Source organism: Pseudomonas sp. R3-41 (genome assembly GCF_054161485.1).
In genome coordinates this window covers 4,505,740-4,523,489 of sequence record NZ_CP096421.1, presented here as the reverse complement: position 1 = coordinate 4,523,489, position 17,750 = coordinate 4,505,740, and the positions used below count along the sequence as shown (strand labels likewise).

General features: G+C 62.7%; 12 protein-coding genes. 4 read left to right on the top strand and 8 right to left on the bottom strand.

Translation table 11 applies throughout. The features are described from left to right. The first annotated feature begins 184 nt into the window (after positions 1 to 184). Both treS and glgB read left to right on the top strand, forming a co-directional pair. Positions 185 to 3,529: a maltose alpha-D-glucosyltransferase gene (gene treS / locus M1D99_RS19315; protein ID WP_186708567.1), complete on the top strand. Its 3,345-nt coding sequence runs from the start codon at positions 185 to 187 to the stop codon at positions 3,527 to 3,529. An 11-nt stretch (positions 3,530 to 3,540) separates the two neighbouring features. After that, positions 3,541 to 5,775, top strand: coding sequence for a 1,4-alpha-glucan branching protein GlgB (gene glgB, locus M1D99_RS19310; protein ID WP_186708576.1), 2,235 nt, complete (start codon positions 3,541 to 3,543; stop codon positions 5,773 to 5,775). Positions 5,776 to 6,129: 354 nt separating this feature from the next. On the opposite strand, the gene gudD is transcribed toward glgB, so the two are convergent. Next, positions 6,130 to 7,473, bottom strand: coding sequence for a glucarate dehydratase (gene gudD / locus M1D99_RS19305; protein WP_186708585.1), 1,344 nt, complete (start codon positions 7,471 to 7,473; stop codon positions 6,130 to 6,132). Positions 7,474 to 7,773: 300 nt separating this feature from the next. On the opposite strand from gudD, the gene M1D99_RS19300 reads away from it, so the two are divergent. Then, positions 7,774 to 8,487 (top strand): FadR/GntR family transcriptional regulator, encoded by a 714-nt coding sequence (locus M1D99_RS19300; protein ID WP_186708587.1) that lies wholly within the window; start codon positions 7,774 to 7,776, stop codon positions 8,485 to 8,487. A gap of 278 nt (positions 8,488 to 8,765) precedes the next feature. Here the strand turns inward: M1D99_RS19300 and M1D99_RS19295 are convergent, their stop codons facing one another. Next, a complete protein-coding gene (locus M1D99_RS19295; protein WP_458130627.1) occupies positions 8,766 to 9,749 on the bottom strand; it encodes an alpha/beta hydrolase in 984 nt (327 codons plus the stop codon). 161 nt (positions 9,750 to 9,910) lie between these two features. Here M1D99_RS19295 and M1D99_RS19290 point away from each other — a divergent pair, with 161 nt between their 5' ends. Beyond that, a complete protein-coding gene (locus tag M1D99_RS19290) occupies positions 9,911 to 10,453 on the top strand; it encodes a hypothetical protein (RefSeq protein WP_434571104.1) in 543 nt (180 codons plus the stop codon). Positions 10,454 to 10,592: 139 nt separating this feature from the next. Here the strand turns inward: M1D99_RS19290 and M1D99_RS19285 are convergent, their stop codons facing one another. From M1D99_RS19285 to M1D99_RS19260, 6 genes are all read right to left on the bottom strand, one after another. Beyond that, positions 10,593 to 11,387, bottom strand: a complete 795-nt coding sequence (locus M1D99_RS19285) for a carbohydrate deacetylase (RefSeq protein ID WP_434571102.1) — start codon at positions 11,385 to 11,387, stop codon at positions 10,593 to 10,595. Continuing rightward, complete coding sequence (locus tag M1D99_RS19280) at positions 11,359 to 12,534, bottom strand: GNAT family N-acetyltransferase (protein WP_458130626.1); 1,176 nt, start codon at positions 12,532 to 12,534, stop codon at positions 11,359 to 11,361. The genes M1D99_RS19285 and M1D99_RS19280 overlap by 29 nt, the downstream gene beginning before the upstream one ends. A 5-nt stretch (positions 12,535 to 12,539) precedes the next feature. Beyond that, positions 12,540 to 13,229: an N-acetyltransferase gene (locus M1D99_RS19275; RefSeq protein WP_458130625.1), complete on the bottom strand. Its 690-nt coding sequence runs from the start codon at positions 13,227 to 13,229 to the stop codon at positions 12,540 to 12,542. Then, complete coding sequence (locus M1D99_RS19270) at positions 13,226 to 15,175, bottom strand: hypothetical protein (protein ID WP_458132155.1); 1,950 nt, start codon at positions 15,173 to 15,175, stop codon at positions 13,226 to 13,228. The genes M1D99_RS19275 and M1D99_RS19270 overlap by 4 nt, the downstream gene beginning before the upstream one ends. A 263-nt stretch (positions 15,176 to 15,438) precedes the next feature. Continuing rightward, on the bottom strand, positions 15,439 to 16,743 hold the full coding sequence (locus M1D99_RS19265) for an oligosaccharide flippase family protein (protein ID WP_186708605.1): 1,305 nt from the start codon (positions 16,741 to 16,743) through the stop codon (positions 15,439 to 15,441). After that, positions 16,740 to 17,744 carry a polysaccharide deacetylase family protein gene (locus M1D99_RS19260; RefSeq protein WP_434571097.1) on the bottom strand — a complete coding sequence of 335 codons (1,005 nt, stop codon included), beginning with the start codon at positions 17,742 to 17,744 and terminating at the stop codon, positions 16,740 to 16,742. Before M1D99_RS19260 ends, M1D99_RS19265 begins: the two co-directional genes overlap by 4 nt. Between the last annotated feature and the right edge of the window lie 6 nt (positions 17,745 to 17,750).

The following is a 17,750-nucleotide window of genomic DNA, read 5'->3' as shown; positions in this document are numbered from 1 at the left end:
TTGTGGCGAGGGAGCTTGCTCCCGCTCGGCTGCGAAGCAGTCGTGATTTCAAGGGGGCCGCTTCGCGCCCAGCGGGAGCAAGCTCCCTCGCCACAAAGACCTCATCACAGAACAAGGCCTCGCCGCATAACAAGACCCCACAAGCCTGTATCCCGCGGCTTTATTGAATTATCAGGAGTTGCACATGGCGAAGAAACCCCGGTCTGCCACCTTCATCAAGGATCCGCTCTGGTACAAGGATGCGGTGATTTATCAGGTTCACGTTAAATCCTATTACGACTCCAATAACGACGGGATCGGCGACTTTCCCGGCCTGATCGAAAAACTCGACTACATCGCCGACCTGGGCGTCAACACCATCTGGCTGCTGCCGTTCTATCCTTCCCCCCGGCGCGACGACGGTTATGACATCGCCGAATACCGCGGCGTCAGCCCCGACTACGGCACCATGGCCGATGCCCGGCGGTTCATTGCCGAAGCCCACAAGCGCAACCTGCGGGTGATCACCGAGCTCGTCATCAACCACACCTCCGACCAGCACCCCTGGTTCCAGCGCGCGCGCAAAGCCAAGAAAGGTTCGAAGGCGCGGGACTTCTACGTCTGGTCCGATGACGACCACAAGTACGACGGCACGCGCATCATTTTCCTCGACACCGAGAAGTCCAACTGGACCTGGGACCCGGTGGCGGGCCAGTACTTCTGGCACCGCTTCTACTCTCACCAGCCCGACCTCAATTTCGACAACCCGCAGGTCATCAAGGCCGTGTTGTCGGTGATGCGCTACTGGCTGGACATGGGCATCGACGGCCTGCGCCTGGATGCCATCCCGTACCTGATCGAGCGTGACGGCACCAATAACGAAAACCTGCCCGAGACCCATGACGTCCTGAAGCTGATCCGCGCCGAGATCGACGCCAACTACCCTGACCGCATGTTGCTGGCCGAGGCCAACCAATGGCCGGAAGACACCCAGTTGTACTTCGGCGATGTCGACGCCCAAGGGCTGAACGGTGACGAATGCCACATGGCCTTCCACTTCCCGCTGATGCCACGCATGTACATGGCCCTGGCCCAGGAAGATCGTTTCCCGATCACCGACATTTTGCGCCAGACCCCGGAGATTCCGGCCAATTGCCAGTGGGCAATTTTCCTGCGCAACCACGATGAGCTGACCCTGGAGATGGTCACCGACAAGGAGCGCGACTACCTGTGGAATTACTATGCGGCCGACCGTCGGGCGCGTATCAACCTGGGCATTCGCCGACGCCTGGCGCCACTGCTGGAGCGCGATCGTCGTCGCGTCGAGTTGCTCAACAGCCTGCTGCTGTCGATGCCCGGTACGCCGACGTTGTACTACGGCGATGAAATCGGCATGGGCGACAACATCTACCTGGGCGACCGCGATGGGGTGCGTACGCCGATGCAGTGGTCCATCGACCGCAACGGTGGTTTCTCCCGCGCCGACCCGGCCAGCCTGGTGCTGCCGCCGATCATGGACCCGCTGTACGGCTACCAGTCGGTCAACGTCGAGACCCAGGCCGGCGACCCGCACTCGCTGCTCAACTGGAACCGCCGCATGCTGGCGGTGCGCAAGCAATCCAAGGCCTTCGGCCGGGGCACGCTGAAGATGCTCTCGCCGAGCAACCGCCGGATCCTGGCCTATACCCGCGAATACACCGGGCCTGACGGCAAGCACGAAATCATCCTGTGCGTGGCCAACGTGTCCCGCAGCGCCCAGGCCGCCGAGCTGGACCTGTCGGCCTACGCCGGCATGGTCCCGGTGGAGATGCTCGGCGGCAATGCCTTCCCGCCCATCGGCCAGTTGAACTTCCTCCTGACCCTGGCGCCGTACGGCTTCTATTGGTTCGCCCTGGCGGCAGAAAACCAAATGCCAAGCTGGCACGTGGAACCGGCCCAGAGCCTGCCGGACTTCACCACGTTGGTGCTGAAAAAACGCCTGGAAGAATTGCTCGAAGCGCCATCGCGCACCACGTTGGAGCAAACCATCCTGCCGACCTGGTTGCAGAACCGGCGCTGGTTCGCCGGCAAGGACAGCGCGATCGAGAAGGTCGATATTGTCTATGGCGTGCGCTTCGGCGATCCACAGCATCCGGTGTTGCTCAGTGAAATCGATGTCACCAGTGGCGGCCAGACCCTGCGTTACCAATTGCCGTTCGGCCTGCTTGCCGAGGACCAGGTCGGTGCGGCATTGCCGCAGCAGCTGGCTTTGTCCCGGGTTCGTCGGGTGCGTCAGGTGGGCTTGATCACCGATGCCTTCAGCCTGGAAAGCTTCGTGCGCGCCGTACTGCACAGCATGCAGGCCGCCACGGTGCTGCCGTTCGCCGAAGGTGAGTTGCGTTTCGAGCCGACCGAAGGCCTGGCCGCGTTGAACCTGGGAGACGAGCCGGAGGTGCGCTACCTGTCCGCCGAACAATCCAACAGTTCGGTGGTGGTGGGGGGCAGCCTCGTCCTCAAGCTGATCCGCAAGGTCGCCTCGGGTGTGCACCCGGAACTGGAAATGAGTGCCTACCTGACCGCTGCCGGCTTCAGCAATATTTCACCGCTGCTGGGTTCGGTGATTCGCCGCGACGCCCAAGGCGAAGATGCGTTGCTGATGATCGCCCAAGGCTACCTGAGTAACCAGGGCGACGCCTGGGAATGGACCCAGAACAACCTCGAACGCGCCTTGCGCGATGAGCTGGCGGACGCGGTGTCCGAGCAGGAGCAGCATTACAACGCCTTGGGCGAGCTGAAGGATTTCGCCGGCATGCTCGGCCAACGCCTGGGGGAAATGCACCAGGTATTGGCCCAGGCCACCGACGACCCGGACTTTACACCGCAAACCACCAACGCCAAGGAAGCACAGGCCATCGGCAAGGACGTGGCCGCCCAGGTGGAAAACGCCTTGCGCCTGCTCAAGCAGAACCAAGGCCAATTGAACCCCGCCGACCAGGCCATGGTCGCACGCTTGCTGGAGCACAAGAAAACCGTCCTGGCCCATGTCCAGGAACTGGCCGGCAAGGCCGCCGGTGGCTTGCGCATTCGCGTCCATGGCGACCTGCACCTGGGCCAAGTCCTGGTGATCAAGGGCGATGCTTACCTGATCGACTTCGAAGGTGAGCCGGCGCGGCCATTGCATGAGCGACGGGGCAAGCACAGCCCGTACAAGGATGTCAGTGGCGTGTTGCGTTCCTTCGATTATGCGGCGGCCATGGCGATTCACCTGCACACCGTCGACAGCACGGCCGATGCCGATGCGGCGCGGCAACGGGTCGCCGATCGTTATTTGAAAGAGGCTCGCCAGGCATTTGTCGAGGCATATCGGCTGGCGGCAGCTAGTCTTGCCCATGAGTGGAAGGATGCTGAAGGCGAAGACGCTGCGCTGGCGTTGTTCGGCCTGGAGAAGGCGGCCTATGAAGTGGCCTATGAAGCCGAGAATCGCCCCACCTGGCTGCCCGTGCCGCTGCACGGCCTGGTCGGGTTGTTGAAGGGGCTGCAACCCTTTTCCGACGTAGCCGGACCGATTTAGTGGAGAGAATCATGAGTGTCTCGAATAAAGAACCCCAGGGGCAGGCCAAGGAGTCCTTGTTGCCGGCGCCCCATGACATCGACGCGCTGGTACGTGCCGAACATCACGACCCGTTTTCCATCCTTGGGCCCCATGGCGACGGCGCCGGCGGCCAGTTCATCCGTGCCTACCTGCCCGGTGCCCTGAGCGTACATGTGTTGGCCCGGGACAGCGGCGAAGAACTGGGTGAGCTGCAAGTCACCGAAACCCCGGGGCTGTTCGTCGGCCATTTCCCTCGCGCCCAGGCGTACTTGCTGCGCACCCGTTGGGCTGGCGGCGAGCAGGTTGCCGAAGACCCCTACAGCTTCGGCCCGTTGCTGGGGGAGATGGACCTTTACCTGTTCGCCGAAGGTAACCATCGTGATCTCAGCGCCTGCTTGGGGGCGCAGTTGAAGACCGTCGATGGCGTCGACGGCGTGCGCTTCGCGGTCTGGGCGCCGAACGCGCGACGGGTGTCGGTGGTCGGCGACTTCAACGTCTGGGACGGCCGGCGACATCCGATGCGCATCCGTTATCCATCCGGCGTGTGGGAGATCTTTATCCCGAGGCTCGGTGCTGGCGAAGGCTACAAATATGAAATCCTCGGCGCCCACGGCATCCTGCCCCTCAAGGCCGACCCGGTGGCGCTGGCCACGCAGATGCCGCCGGACACCGCTTCCAAGGTCGCCTCGCCGCTGAACATCGAATGGCACGACGATGAGTGGATGCAAAGCCGTCGCGAACGCCAGCTACCGGGCGCGCCGTTGTCGATCTATGAATTGCACGCCGGCTCCTGGCAGTGCGAAATCGACGAGGCGGGGGAGGTGGCCCGGCAATACAACTGGCATGAAATGGCTGAGCGGTTGATTCCGTATGTCAAGGACCTGGGCTTCACCCACATCGAGCTGATGCCAATCATGGAGCACCCCTTCGGCGGCTCCTGGGGCTATCAGCCGCTGTCACAGTTCGCGCCGACGGCACGCTTCGGTTCGCCGGACGATTTCGCCGCGTTCGTCAACGCCTGCCACCAGGCCAATATCGGCGTCATCCTCGACTGGGTGCCGGCGCATTTCCCCACCGATACCCACGGCCTGGCCCAGTTCGACGGCACCGCTCTGTACGAATACGGCAACCCGCTGGAAGGCTTCCACCAGGATTGGGACACGCTGATCTACAACCTGGGCCGCACCGAAGTGCACGGCTTCATGCTGGCGTCGGCGTTGCACTGGCTCAAGCATTTCCACGTCGACGGCCTGCGGGTGGATGCCGTGGCCTCGATGTTGTACCGCGACTATTCGCGCAAGGCGGGTGAGTGGGTGCCCAACCGTCACGGCGGGCGGGAAAATCTCGAAGCCATCGATTTCCTGCGGCACCTCAACGACGTGGTGGCGCTGGAAACCCCCGGTGCGCTGGTCATCGCCGAAGAGTCCACCGCGTGGCCGGGCGTCAGCCAGAGCACCCAGCAGGGCGGCCTGGGTTTCGCCTACAAGTGGAACATGGGCTGGATGCACGATTCGCTGCACTACATCCAGCAAGACCCGGTGTACCGCGCCCATCACCACAACGAACTGAGCTTTGGCCTGGTGTACGCCTGGTCCGAGCGTTTCGTGCTGCCGATTTCCCACGACGAAGTGGTCCATGGCAAACGCTCGCTGATCGACAAGATGCCCGGTGATCGCTGGCAGAAGTTCGCCAACCTCAGGGCCTACCTGAGCTTCATGTGGGGCCATCCCGGCAAGAAATTGTTGTTCATGGGCTGTGAGTTCGGCCAATGGCGCGAGTGGAACCACGACCAGCAGTTGGATTGGTACCTGCTGCAATACCCGGAGCACCGGGGCGTGCAGAAGTTGGTGAGCGATCTGAACCGGCTGTACCGTGAAGAACCGGCGCTGCATGACCAGGATGACGCGCCTCAGGGTTTCCAATGGCTGATCGGTGACGATGCCCTCAATAGCGTCTACGCCTGGCTGCGCTGGAGCAAGGATGGCCGGCCGGTGCTGGTGGTCGCCAACTTCACCCCGGTGCCACGCGAGGCCTACCGGGTCGGCGTGCCGTTCGGCGGGCGTTGGGTCGAATTGCTCAACAGCGATGCCGACACCTACGCCGGTTCCAACTACGGCAACGGCGGCGGAGCCTCCACCGAAGAAGTGCCCAGCCATGGCCAGGCCTTGTCGCTGGAGCTCAACCTGCCGCCGTTGGCGGTGTTGATCCTGCGGCCGGAGGGTTGAGCCTGAATGCCTGGGCCGGGCGGATAGCTGGCAGCGGGTTAGTGATGTCTGAAGGCAGATGATGACCGTGGCGAGGGAGCTTGCTCCCGCTCGGTTGCGCAGCAACCGCCGGAAGGGGGCCGCTACGCAGCCCAGCGGGAGCAAGCTCCCTCGCCACAGGTGTTTGCGGCGGTCATGAAATCAAAGGCCGCCCCAGATCCCAATGTGGGAGTCATGAGTGGCCTCAAACTCATGGCTACCATCGACCCAATGTGGGAGCGAGCTTGCTCGCGATAGCGAAGTGTCAGTCGACATCAATGTGACTGACCCACCGCCATCGCGAGCAAGCTCGCTCCCACAGGGAAGTTGATCGACTCAGCGAACCAGGCACGGTTGCTTGTTGTTGAACGTCCAGCCCGGAATCAGGAACTGCATCGCCACCGCATCGTCCCGCGCGCCTAGGCCCATGCCTTTGTACAGTTCATGGGCCTTGGCCAGCTGGTCGGTGTCCAACTCGATCCCCAGCCCCGGTTTTTTCGGCACTTGCACGCAACCGCCCTGGATCTGCAGCGGCGCCTTGGTCAACCGCTGGCCGTCCTGCCAGATCCAGTGAGTGTCGATGGCCGTGATGTCGCCCGGTGCCGCGGCGGCCACATGCGTGAACATCGCCAGGGAAATATCGAAGTGATTGTTGGAATGCGAGCCCCAGGTCAGGCCCCACTCATTGCACATCTGCGCCACGCGCACGGAGCCCTGCATCGTCCAGAAATGCGGGTCGGCCAGGGGAATGTCCACGGACTGCAAGGTGATGGCGTGACCCATTTCGCGCCAATCGGTGGCGATCATGTTGGTGGCGGTCTTCAGGCCCGTGGCGCGGCGGAATTCAGCCATGACCTCGCGCCCGGAATAGCCGTTCTCGGCACCGCAAGGGTCTTCGGCATAGGCCAGCACTTTGTGCTGGTCGCGGCACAAACGGATCGCCTCCTTGAGTGACCAGGCGCCGTTCGGGTCCAGGGTGATGCGCGCCTGTGGAAAGCGCTCGGCCAGGGCCGTGACTGCCTCGATTTCTGCGTCGCCTTGGAGCACGCCGCCCTTGAGCTTGAAGTCCTGGAAGCCATAACGAGCCTGGGCCGCTTCGGCCAGGCGCACCACGGCGTCGGCGTCCAGGGCTTTTTCGTGGCGAACGCGGAACCAGTCATTGTCGGCATCCGGCTCGCTGCGATAGGCCAGGTCGGTCTGCTGGCGATCACCGACGTAAAACAGATAGCCGAGCATCTTCACTTCATCACGCTGCTGGCCTTCGCCGAGCAGGGCCGCGACCGGTACGTCCAGGTGTTGGCCGAGCAGGTCCAGCAAGGCCGCTTCCAGGCCGGTAACCGCGTGGATGGTGATGCGCAGGTCGAAGGTCTGCAGGCCACGGCCGCCGGCATCGCGGTCGGCGAAGGCGTGGCGCACGGTGTTGAGGATCTTCTGGTACGTGCCGATAGGGCTGCCGACCACCAGCGAACGGGCGTCTTCGAGGGTCTGGCGAATGCGCTCGCCGCCGGGCACTTCGCCCACGCCGGTGTGGCCGGCGTTGTCCTTGAGAATGACGATGTTGCGGGTGAAGAACGGACCGTGGGCGCCGCTGAGGTTCAGCAGCATGCCGTCGTGGCCGGCCACGGGTACGACCTGCATGCTGGTAATGATCGGGGCTTTGGTGGCTTCTTGAATCTGCATGTCTTTCCCACTCGTTGTTTTTATGGGGCATCGCGACGGGGCGATGTTGATAGACATCATACAACTTGATTTTTTTGTCTTACAAGTGAGCTTTGTCGCTTTTTGATTGCGATCACTTGAAAATCTCTCTGGGCTCCTTTGTTTACGGGGGTTGGTAAAAAAATAAAAAATTCAGGCAGGGTTGCGTTTGTACTGGCGCAACCTTGTGTAGGCTGCGATGATCTAGCTTGTCATACAAGTTCAGGGCGCGACGAGGTTTCATCCGACGATCAGCCTGCCCGTATCAAGGAACAACGGTTCATGCCGCCAGACACCCACGCCCCCCTGCGCAAGCGCACCCACAACCTGGCCCATGACCTGGTGGCGAAGCTGAGCCAGAGCATCCTGCTGGGGCAGTTGAAACCGGGCGAGAAGTTGCCGTCGGAAGGTGCCATCGTGCAGGCCCATGGCGTCAGTCGTACGGTGGTGCGCGAGGCGATTTCCAAATTGCAGGCCTCGGGGCTGGTGGAGACCCGCCACGGCATCGGCACCTTTGTGCTGGCGCAAACCGGCGAGCAGGGGCTGCGGCTGAATGTCGACACCGCTGCGGGGGTGCGGGCGATGCTGGAACTGCGCCTGGGCCTGGAAACCCAGGCCGTCGCCTTGGCGGCCCAGCGTCGCAGCGAACATCAACTGCAGCGGATGCGCCAGGCGTTGGAGGATTACCAGCGGTTGTCCAACAACAACGACAGCTGTGTCGAAGCTGACCGGCGTTTCCATCTGCTCATCGCCGAAGCGACGGACAACGCCTGTTTTGTCGAGATCATGCAGCACCTGGGCAATGCGATGATTCCCAGGACCCGTGTGAACGTGGCCGAGCGCGGCCAGGCGGATCTGAGCAAGCTGGCGCAGTTTGCCAGCCTTGAGCATGAGGCGATCTTCAACGCCATCAAGCGCCAGGACCCGGACGCCGCCCGCGCCGCCATGTGGCTGCACCTGACCAACAGCCGTGACCGGTTCGGCGCGGGATCCTGACGGCTCATCGTCGCCTGACCCACCGCCATCGCGAGCAGGCTCGCTCCCACAAGGGAATCAGCGGTGGATGCCGATTTCTTGAACGCCTCGGAACCCTGTGGGAGCGGGCTTGCTCGCGAAGATGGCGGTACAGTCAATATCCTTACCAACTGACCCACCGCTTTCGCGAGCAAGCCCGCTCCCACAGGGTTTTTGGTGTATGCAATATTTGCGAACTCCTCGGACAAACGGCGGGAGCGAGCCTGCTCGCGATGGCGGCGGCACAGCCAACATCGCTACTAACTGACCCACCGCTTCCCACAGGAGGCATGGGGATTCATTGGCTCAACCGCTTTGGCCGGGGCAGCGGGGGTGTTTCCGGCCACAGGCGATGGCGAGCTTTTCATCAGTGCATCCAAGGCCTGCCGGTAGTTTTTGCCCGCCCGGCTCATGCTGTTGTTATGCGTCGCCCCAGGCACCAGCAGCAGGCGCTTGGGTTCCCGGGCAGCGTTGAACAGTTGTTCACTGAACCGTGGCGGCACGTAGCGGTCGGCGGCGCCATGGACAATCAGCAGCGGCATGTTGATCTCGCCGATCTTGTCGATGGAGTCGAACTTCTGCGACAGCAACCAACGCACCGGCAGGGACGTATTCGCCATCGCGGTGGCGACATCCCCCAGCGAAGTAAAGGTGGATTCGATGACCAGGCCCCGGACCCGGGCTTTGCCATCCTTCGCCACCTGCTGGCCGAGTTGCGCAGCGAGGTCCACCGCGACGGCGCCCCCCAGGGAATGGCCATAGATCAGCCGCAGGCTTGGGTCCGGTTGCAAGACTTCGAGACGCTCCCAGGCGATGCGTGCATCTTCATAGACGCTGGCCTCCGACGGCAGCTCCCCATGGCTTTTGCCAAAGCCTCGGTAGTCGATGGCCAGTACCGAATAGCCCAGCGCCCGCAGTTGTTGGATACGAAACAATTGGCCAGTCAAATTCCAGCGTACGCCGTGCAAATACAAAATGGCCGGCGCGTTCTTGCGTTCGGCCGGCCACCACCAGCCGTGGATATTTTCCCCGGCCTTGAAGCTTTTGGGTTTGAGGTCGAATTCCTGCACACCACTGGGCAACCCACTGAACCAGCTCGCCGTCCCCGGCTCGATGCGAAAGACCAGTTCTCGTTCCTTGTGCTGCAACACCCCGCAGCCCACCGGCAGGCCGATCACCAATGCGCTCATGCACAGCCAGGCCAACCAGCGGCGTTTCAGGCCAGAAAGTAAGAGTGAAGACATCGATGCCATTCGCTACTCGAAACCGAAGATGCCTTGTAGCAGATTCTCCGAAATCGACGCAGGGATTTCGGGCTGTCATTCGTCTGAAGCGCGCTTGTCGGCGCTGGAAAATCCCCAAACCCTGTGTCTTACTCCCTATTCCTTAGGGGGAGGGCAACGCGATGCGACGTAGAAGCGCACAGTATTGGCTTTGGGTAAACAGCCGGTTGCCGGCGCGCAACCACGAAGAGATCCTGGAGGACGGTACCCAGGTCGAGGTTCAAGCAAGAATCAATCAGCAGGGCATGACGCAAGTCTTCGTCTGTGTTTATCGTCCGAATGGATCCGTTTGGGTCGAAGAGTTCTACGACCGCACCTTGCATGAACCACTGGCCCAGGCGTTGGAATGGGGCCTGGACCGGGCGCGGGAGATCGTCGCCGGTACGGCGTGTTTCAAGGCACCCCACAAGATCCAGGCGACCCTCGGCCCCTTGATCCAGGACGAATGTGCCCTGGCCCTGCGGCGCATGGACATGAGCGAGGAAGAGCGGCGCAGTCTCAAGGCGCGGGATGCGTGGGCCGAATACCTCAACGCCAAGGAAGCGATGTTGGCGCTGATGCGTTCACCCCGGGTGGATGCCAATGTCTGGGAGGCGCAGAAGCGCCGGTTGCGTGAGGCCATCGACCGCCGTGCCTCGCTGGCGCGGCTGAGCCTCGGTAGTTGAAACAATGATGACTTGTGGCGAGGGAGCTTGCTCCCGCTGGACTGCGAAGCAGTCCCCGACAAGTCACCATTGAAGCCTGAGGGGCCGCTACGCGACCCAGCGGGAGCAAGCTCCCTCGCCACAGGTATACGCGTCCCTGTCAGTGCCCGTCCCCACGCTCAACCAGCTTCAACACCTGGGTGGTCCGGTCATGCGCGACCTTGGGCACGCCCGCCAGGCGCTTGTGCAGTACGTGGGTCAACGAGTCTCCTGGCATCAGGCTGGCATCGCCAAAGTCCCCGTCCAATTGCAGCGGATGAACGATGACCTCGAGCGAGCCGTGTTCCGGCGGCGCGGCGTGGTCCAGGTCGGCTGGCGTGCAGACGTAATCCGCTGTCGCCCCGCACAGGCTGCGCAAGCGCCGGTTGAGCAGGGTCTTGAAAATGCGCTTGGGCAGGTTCAAGTTCACCCCCAGGTTGCGCGCCAGGCGCATGGGCACGCCTTGCCGGGCGGCGAAGCGGGCCACCAGTTCGCCGATGGGCCAGATATTGTGCACGTGTTGATGAGAGTCGAGGTGGCTGGGGCTCAGGCCTTGATCCAGACAATGTTGCCATTGCGCGTGGAGCTCGTCTTCCACCGCCGCCAGGTCCTTCGTACCCAGGCGCAGGCAATACCGCGACAGGTTCAGGTCGAACTGGCCATTGGCGTCGCAAAAAAGCCGGCGCGATGCGATTGCCTGGCCCAGCGACGGGCCGTGGCTGAGATTGAAGTGCAGGCCGACGTGGCCGTTGAGCAGTGGTTGCCGGGCCAATTCACAGGCTTGCTCGAAACCCGGCATGTTGGCCATGGCCGAGGCGGAACTGATCACGCCGGTCTCGAAGGCCCGCAGGATCAATGCGTTTGCGCTGAGGCTGAGCCCGAAGTCGTCAGCGTTGATGATCGCTCGGCGAGGCATGGGTGTTCTCCTGGGGCTTGGAGGAAGACGATGACGTCGCCGCGGTTGGTTTCGTCTTGCGCTGGCCAAGCCATGGTTTCAGGCTCTTCCAAAGCCGCAAGGCGAAACCCAGGAGCAAACCATCAGGCTGCCAGGAATAAAAACTCCAACGCCAGTGTTCCAGCAGGCCGGTCATGCGCTCGTGCAATTGATGATTGGAGTTATTGAGACTGACCCGCGACGCATCGATCCAGCGCCAGTTTTCGTCCAGCCCCCAGCGGATCCACTCTTCAAGCAATACCCGGCCGCTGCCCAGGTCGGCATGCTGCGGCAGGAACGCCAGGTTGTAATCGTACAGCCGGCCCTGGTCCAGCAGGCCGAGGCGATAGCTGATGCACTCGCCGTTCAGCTCCAGCAGCACCACCCGCACCAGGCCTTGGGCGGCGAGGGCGGTGAAGGCGTGGTTCATCCATTGGTGGCGCCTGGGGTCGGCGAAAATGCCGACACCTTCTTCGCCTTTCCAGCTGACCGCCTCGACATCGGCGAGGGTCCGCAGCAATTGCCCCATGCTGATGGCATCGGGTGTCACCCGGCGGATCTCGGCGCCACAGGCGGCGATCCGCTTGCGCGCCCGGCGCAATTTATAACGTGGATCGCCGGATATCTCTTGACGGTCACTGTCATTGATCAAATGCACCGGAACCCGGCAACTGAGCCGCCGTTCTCCGGTTGAACTCAGCGCCATCCAGGCGCTGAGGACGCTTTGCTCACCGATCGGCTCGATCACTTCATTCAATTGCAGCAACGCGTGAGGCAAGTGCTGACGGATCTGCATCAGCGCCTGACCCATGTCTTCGGCGTCCAGGCGCGCCAGCAGGGCGATGCGGTCGGTCATTGGAAAACCCAAGTGATGCAACACTCGGAACCGCAGCCCGCCGATACGTTCACGTCCTGATATCAGAGGCAGGCAAAGGCACAAGGCCTGGTCTTGCCAGCCCAGCAGTACATGCAACTGCTGCTCGGGCAACAGGGCGAATTCCGCCGCTTGCAGCCAGGCCAGGCTGTTGAACGGTGTTGCGTCGGCCACCTGGGTCAGCAGCAGTTCATAAGCTGATACAGGAAAATCCGCTGCGCCCAGGGAGCGACACCATTGGAACCGGATCGCCATGGGGATCAGGCCGCCGACGTCGAGGCAGCCGGCTGCGCCGGTTTACGGAACGCGTCCAGTGCCGTGCCGGCGTAAGACGTATTGCGCAGGAACCGCCAATGACCGAACAAACGGTAGAGGTGGGTGATCTGCCCGCGCTCCTGGAAGCCCATGCGGATGTGCATCTTGATCGCCTGGATGTTTTGCAGATCGCAGACATCGACCATCGTGCTGCAACCCTGGTCCGCCATGACTTTCCACACCTCCAACTGCATGTCCGCCGAGATACTGGTACCCCAGTATTGACGAATCGCCTCGCCACCGAACTGAAAGTACTCGCCAGGCTTGATCGGAAAGTTGCAGCGGTAGAAATGGCGGTCGAAATAGTCCCGTGTACTGGCCCAGGCGAAGCCCACGCTGTCGCCCTGATCATCCAGGTACATCAAGCCGGTGTAGCCTTCAGCCGCCAATTCGCGCATGGTTTCGACGCGGTCGCCGAAGTGTCGGGCAAACGCATCGGCATTGCTGACCGTGATGAGCTCCAGGCGCATCGGTGGGTAGGGCTTGAGGTTATGGGGGGGGAGCGGGGTCCGTATGTCATGCTCCAGCCACACCAGTCGGGTGTGGGCAAATACGTAGCGTCTGCACAGCTGCTTTAGAACGGCGCGCAGACCTTTTTTCTGGATGCGATCTCGCAATGTTTGCAGAGCGTTCATGGTGCCTCCTGACGGGTGGCAGGTTTGGGGGGAAGGGGAGCTGTCCAACTGAGGGCGAACACGGTTTCCCCTGGCAGGAGGAACCCGACCTGGCCGGCCTTGCAATCAAGCACAGCGTTGTGGCTGCGGTTGTCCGGGCCGAAATACATCAAGGTCATGCCAGGCTGAGGGCAGGCCGTGCCGTCGAGGCTGACCTGATGGGCTCGCGTGCTTTTGTTCACGCCCAGCAGATTGCGTTGTTTTCCGGTGGCCATGGCCAGTACGTCGACTTCAAACGCGTCGTTGTCCAGGCGCAGCACCTGGTCGAGCCAGTGCTGTTGGATGAACTGCTGGGCCAGGCCCACGGGCTTGAGCTCGAAGCGCTGATTGTCCAGCACCCGCACCATGCCTTTGGGGTATTCGGGTTCGTCGGCGAGCATGAACCAGTTGAGCATGTCGAGCCAACCATCCGCGGAGGCGTTGATCGCCACCGACGTCCACCACAAAGCGGCGTAGTGGGTTTCCTGGTCGTAAGGGCTCAGGCTCGAGCCGCTGGACATGTTGGTCTGGTCCAACAGCAACGCCTTGCGGGGCCGGCCCTGGCTGTCCAGCCCCACCAGGTTGGCGGCCTGACGGACGCTGTCGCGGTAGACCCGGGTCGCCAGCAGGTCGCGGATCATCCATTCGTGCCAGGCCAAGGCGTCGATCTGGTCGTCGGACGTCGCGAGCAGGCGCCGTGCCCAGTCGATCCCGCGCTTGTCAGCCGCATTGTCGGTGAAGGGGCCGTTGGTGAACCGGGAACTGGCGGGTATGGCGATGCGGACACCGGCGCGTGCGTTGGCAGGATCGGCGCGGACCTGGGCCGCCATGCTCTGGAACAGTTGCTGGAAACTGGCGAAGTCTGGGTAGTTCAGGTTTGGCTCATCGGCAAAACTGAGGTAATGGATACCGTTGCCGCCCGAAGCCCGGGTCGACATGAGCCAGGCTTGCAAGCCGCTGAGACTGGTCCGGTCGGCCTGCAGATCCGCCCGGCGCTGGGTAGCGGCGAGCAGGGTGATGTCCTGGCTGATGCCGAAGCGGCCCTGATACAAACGTCGGAAGGCGTCTTCATGATTGACCTTGGCCGCCATGACATCGACAAAACTGTAGAGGCTTGCCGCCTGGGGTTTGAGCGCATCGAGCATCGCGTAGCTGGAGGGCGGCAGTAATTCGTACGGCAGGTATATGCCCAGTTTAGGGGTCGTGCCGAGCGCCTCGTCGTGGAGCGTCAGGTGGGTCTGCCCCGGATCCTGGCGCACCGGTTGCAAGTGCGCCGGGTCTTGGGCGAACAGGTTGGCCGTGCCGTCCAGCCAGAACGCCAGCTTGCCATTGCCCTGTACATGCAGGCGCCAGACTTGTTCAACATCCGTCACCGGCAGGGCCACTTGGTCGAACTGCCAATAGGCGCGGTACGGCTTGAGGTTCAGTTGCAGCTGTTTGCCATCGGCGACGCGCCGGGCTTGCAATGCCCGCGCGCCGCCGTGGAACTTGCCTGCCAGCACTGCCTGTTCGCCAGCCGCCACTTTGAAATACAGCTCGTCGCCATCGTGGGCTTCAGCACTGAAATGCACCTTGGCCGGAGCAAACAGGGCACGGGTGCGGGCGTCGTGTTCGACGCTATAGCGCCGGAAACTGTAGCCGGGAATCTCCAACCGATAACTGGCGGCGCCGGGCAGCAAGGGCCATTGTTGCTCTCCGCGCACCTGGTCGGCCTTGACCAGGCGTTCGCCCGCCAACCGCCCGTGGCCGTCGAGCAGATACACGTGTTCGGCATTGGCATCGGCCTGCCAGGCGGGCACCCAGCGTACGGTGACAGCATCTGGACGGTCGGTTTGCAGGTACAGGCTGCCGTCACGGATACCGGTCCACTGCATGGACGCGGCTTGGGCCGAAGTGGCCAAAAGCAGGAAACACAGGCAACCGCTCATTTTGAGCATGCGCCGCACTGGCCTCATCGCGAGCAGGCTCGCTCCCACAGTTGATTTGTTGTGGTCATGAAAATTGTGCTCGGCGCCAGGTTTTTGTGGGAGCGGGCTTGCTCGCGAAGAGGCCGTCACTTTCAACATCATCGCAAGCTGCCCCACCGCTTTCGCGAGCAAGCCCGCTCCCACAAGGGATTTGTGGTGCTTGCACATACCGGACCCTGTGGGAGCGAGCTTGCTCGCGATGGCGGTTTTGCTGGCCACGGTGCTCACGCGGATTTCCCCAGCAGCATCTGACGCATCGGCAGCAAATCACTGGGCAGGATGATCAGCGTCTGCCACGGCGCCACGCCGCTCAGGCGGCAATACATCACCAGCATGGCAACGGTCACACCCAAGTAGGCGATGGACGAAGCGGCGGCGGCGCCGACGATGCCGTAGCTCGGAATCAGGATCAGGTTCAGCGCCAGGTTCAATAGCGCCCCCACGCCCATCAATAACGAAACGCTACCGGGGCGGCCCTTGCCCAGCAGGTCCAGGCGCAGGATGCTCGCGTAGCACAACCCGAACACCCCAGGCAGCAGCGCCAGCAGGGCCGGGTACGCCGGTTGGTAGGCGATGCCGAACATGGTGACGATCAGCCATTCGCCGACCAGTACCATGCCCAGGCAGGCGGCGAGCATGGCCGTGGCGGTCAGGCGCAAGGCCAGCGGGGTCAGGCGCTTCATGTCTGTGTCTTGCTGCAGCAGGCGTTTCATCAGTGGCGTGGTGACCGCTTCCGGCACGATATGCAGCAGTTCAGCCGCGGCGCTGGCCATGGCGTAGTGCCCCAGCGCCGTGCTGCCCAGCAGTGCACCGATGAACAGGTAATCCGAGCGCATCATCAGTTGCTGGAACAACAGGTCCGGATGACTGCGGACACCGTAACGCAGCAGTTCGTTCTGGCCGGTGCGATCCCAGCGCAGCGTGAACGCATGATCTCGGCGCAACCACATCCAGCCCGCCAGTACGACCAGGCTCAGGCCCGCCAGCCAGCTGATCAGCGCCGCTTCCAGCGCCGTGTCTTTCCACATCCAGAACAGCGCGACGAACAGCAACAGCGGGACCAGGGATTCCATCAGCCGCAAGGCATTGAACACACCGACGCCGCCGGAGGCGTTGTGCAGCGTCAGCAGGCCGCTCTTGAGTACCGCCAGCGGCACGGCCAGCAACAGCAGCCAGGCCAGCAGTCCCAGCTGCAGGGTGATGTCCAGTTCGGCGCCGAACCCGCGCACCAGCGCCACCACCAGCAGCGTCAGCAACCCCGCCAGCAGGCAGCCGAAGACCAGCACATGGCTGAGCAACAGGCTCATCGAGCGATGCTGCGCCGCCTGATACCCCACGGCGGAATTCAGGCCCCCGCTGGTGGTGGCGCTGATCAGGTCCGGCAGGGTGCTCAGTAGCGCCAACAGCCCGCGTTCACTGGGCCCCAGGATCCGTGCCAGCAACACGTTGCGCAGCAGGCGCAGGCCGATCATCGCCAGGCTTGTGCCCATGCTCAACACCAAAAGCCTGATGTAATGTGCGCGATTCATGAACGGGCTCCTTGGCGAATACGCCAGGCCAACAATTCAGGGTGGCAGGCGTTGCGCTGGCTGACGCCGAAACGCGGCAGGTTCAAAGGGTCGCCATCGTTGCGATACAGCCCGGCCTCGGTGCCCAGGGCGAAGGCAAAACCGTGGGCCGCCACCTGTTGGCGCACGCGGGCATCGTTATCCCCATTGGGATAGCAATACACCGGCAAGGGTTGGGCGCAGCCGTTTTCCAGGGCTGTCCAGCTGCGGGTCAGTTCTTCATGCAGGCGCTGGTCGTCCAGCCCGGTCAGGATCGCGTGGCTGGCGCCATGGGGGCCGAAGCGGACCAGGCCGGAATCTTCGAGCAGGCGCACCTGGGGCCAGTCCAGGGCCTGGGGTTGCGAGCCGTGCGGGCAGGCCTGCGTGAGCTCGCTCAAGGTGCGTGGATCGAGGGTCTTGAGGCTTTGCAGATAATGCAGCAGCGCCAGGCTGCGGCGCTCATCGTCGATATCATCGAGCAGCACCGGCAACGGCCGCCCGACGTGTTGCAACTGCTCGATCAGCGAATGCCGTGCCACCTGTCCGTGGCTGCCCCACAGGGTTTCGCCGATGCTTTCCCACCAGAAGTGCTGGCGACTGCCGACGAAGTCGGTGGACAGGAAAATACTCGCCGGTACCTGGTATTGGCGCAGCAACGGAAAGGCATTCATGGCGTTGTCGCGCCAGCCGTCGTCGAAGGTCAGGGCCACCCGTGGGCGATTCGGGACACTCTCAGGGTCGGCCAGCAGCAAGCTCATCAGTGGCACACATTCGAAATGCCGTTGCAGCCAGATCAGCAAATGTTCAAACGCATCGGGCCCCACGCACAACTCGTTGCGATGGGGCAATTCGGCGGCGCGGTCGTTGTTCAACACGCGATGCAACATCAGGATCACGCCGGCGCCACGCAGTGGATGGCGGCCCAGGGATGTGTTCAGGTACAGCCAGCCGCCGGTGCGCTTGAAGACGTGTTTGATCGACATCGGCCC